Genomic DNA, 2,328 nt, shown 5'->3' on the forward strand with positions numbered 1-2,328 from the left:
CACTGCGGATTTACTGCCGGATGGCAGTATCGGCAGCGATAAGCTGGCGGGAGGTTCAGTAAGTTCGGTGCATCTGCAGCAGATGAGCATCTTCGGCGAACATCTCGCGGACGGAGTGCTTACGGAGCGTCATTTGAGCCCCGGCATAATCAAGCTGGAACATTTGGCGGATGAGACCTGCAGTGCGGATTTGCTGCCGGATGGCAGTATTGGCAGCGGGAAGCTGGCGGAAGGCTCGGTAAGTTCGGTACATCTGCAGCAGATGAGCATCTTCAGTGAACATCTCGCGGACGGAGTGCTTACGGAGCGTCATTTAAGCCCTGGCATAATCAAGCTGGAGCATCTGGCGGATGAGACCAGCAGTGCGGATTTACTGCCGGATGGCAGTATCGGCAGCGATAAGCTGGCGGAAGGCTCAGTAAGTTCGGTGCATTTGCAGCAACAGAGCATCTACGGTGAACATCTCGTGGACGGAGTGCTGGAAGAGCGTCATTTAAGCCCCGGCATAATCAAGCTGGAACATTTGGCGGATGAGACCTGCAGTGCGGATTTGCTGCCGGATGGCAGTATCGGCAGCGATAAACTGGCGGGAGGCTCAGTAAGTTCGGTGCATCTGCAGCAGATGAGCATCTACGGCGAACATCTCACAGACGGAGTGCTGGAAGAGCGTCATCTGAGCCCTGGCATAATCAAGCTGGAGCATCTGGCCGAGGATACGCTGACCTCCGAACTGCTGCCGGATGGCAGTATCGGCAGCGATAAGCTGGCGGAAGGCTCAGTAAGTTCGGTGCACTTGCAGCAACAGAGCATCAACAGCGAACATCTCACAGACGGAGTGCTGGAAGAGCGTCATCTGAGCCCCGGCATAATCAAGCTGGAGCATCTGGCGGATGAGACCTGCACAGCGGATTTACTACCGGATGGCAGCATCGGCAGCGATAAACTGGCGGAAGGCTCAGTAAGTTCGGTGCACTTGCAGCAACAGAGCATCTACGGCGAACATCTCGCAGACGGAGTGCTGGAAGAGCGTCATTTAAGCCCCGGCATAATCAAGCTGGAGCATCTGGCGGATGAGACCTGCACTGCAGATTTGCTGCCGGACGGCAGCATCGGCAGCGAGAAGCTGGCGGAAGGCTCGGTAACCTCGATGCATTTGCAGCAGCAGAGCATCTACGGAGAACATCTCACGGACGGAGTGCTGGAAGAACGTCATTTGAGCCCCGGCATAATCAAGCTTGAGCATCTGGCAGATGAGACCTGCACTGCAGATTTGCTGCCGGACGGCAGCATCGGCAGCGATAAGCTGGCGGAAGGCTCAGTAAGTTCGGTGCACTTGCAGCAACAGAGCATCCAAGGTGAGCATCTCGTGGATGGCGCGCTTGCGGAACGTCATTTGAATCCCGGCATGATTAAGCTTGAGCATCTGGCGGATGAGGTTCGCAGTGCGGACCTGCTGCTGGATGGCAGCATTGCCGGAAGCAAGCTTGCGCCTAGTTCAGTGAGCTCATTCCATCTGGCCCCGGGCAGCATATATGGAGGCCATTTGACTTCGGCAGCAGTGGACAGCCGCCATATTCGCCCCGGCAGCATTCATCTGGAGCATCTGGCCGAGGGTGCGTTGACCTCCGAGCTTCCGGACGGCAGCATCGGCAGCGATAAGCTGGCAAAAGGCTCGGTAAACTCGGTGCATCTGCAGCAGCAGATCATACAAAGCGAACATCTTGCGGATGGTGCGCTTGAGGAACGTCATTTGAACCCCGGCATGATCAAGCTTGAGCATCTGGCGGATGAGGTCCGCAGTGCGGAGCTGCTGCTGGATGGCAGTATTGCCGGAAGCAAACTTGCGCCTGGTTCGGTGAGCTCTTTCCATCTGGCCCCGGGCAGCATATATGGAGGCCATTTGACTTCGGCAGCAGTGGACAGCCGCCATATTCGCCCCGGAAGCATTCATCTGGAGCATCTGGCCGAGGGTGCGTTGAACTCCGAGCTTCCGGATGGCAGCATCGACAGCGATAAGCTGGCGATAGGCTCGATAAACTCGGTGCATTTGCAGCAGCATAGCATATACGGCGAACATCTCACGGACGGAGTGCTTGAGGAACGTCATTTAAGCCCCGGCATAATCAAGCTTGAGCATCTGGCCGAGGGTGTGCTGAACTCCGAGCTGCCGGATGGCAGCATCGACAGCGATAAGCTGGCGATAGGCTCGGTAAACTCGGTGCATTTGCAGCAGCAGAGTATATACGGAGAACATCTCACGGACGGAGTGCTGGAGGAACGCCATTTGAGCCCCGGCATAATCAAGCTGGAGCATCTGGCCGAGGGTAC

At 56.6% G+C, this 2,328-nt stretch carries 1 pseudogene; it reads left to right on the forward strand.

Features of this window, described 5'->3' with window-relative positions:
- Positions 1 to 2,328: pseudogene (locus tag AC0LWN_RS32545) on the forward strand (hypothetical protein); the annotation flags it as partial.

It is taken from the genome of Paenibacillus sp. sgz302115, from assembly GCF_056120445.1.